This is a genomic window from Vibrio sp. 10N.222.55.B11 (genome assembly GCF_041473705.1).
Classification (GTDB): Bacteria; Pseudomonadota; Gammaproteobacteria; order Enterobacterales; family Vibrionaceae; genus Vibrio; species Vibrio crassostreae_C.
The window spans coordinates 1-341 of sequence record NZ_JBFRST010000138.1 but is presented as its reverse complement, the minus strand read 5'-3'; the positions used below and the strand labels follow the sequence as shown (position 1 = coordinate 341).

Sequence of the window (341 nt, the reverse complement as noted above, 5' to 3'; positions counted from 1 at the left end):
TGAGCTTGTTTTTGAACCGCGACCAAATGAACGCCCTTCCAATAGAAAGGAAATGCAAGGTGCCCAGTAAAAGGCAACAAAGCGGCAAACGCCATGTGTTCACGCCCAACCGTTCCCAGTTCTTTGACGCTGACAAAATCACCTTGTTTAACAAAGTGGCCTAATAAACTCGCGGCCTCATCTTCACGACAATATCCGTAGATAATTTGCATCGTTCACACTCCTTGTTAGGACATTGTTTTGTTCTTTTAAAAAACAAAACGATGGGCTCTCTTTCAAGAGCCGTGCTACAAACTGGCTTGAGCATTCTTGTAGTAGAAGGCGCACATCCAAAGGATGTG

The 341-nt window shown here is 44.6% G+C and carries 1 pseudogene; it reads right to left on the bottom strand.

From position 1 onward, the window contains the following. A pseudogene (locus AB4503_RS25375) lies at positions 1-212 on the bottom strand (hypothetical protein); the annotation flags it as partial. Between the last annotated feature and the right edge of the window lie 129 nt (positions 213-341).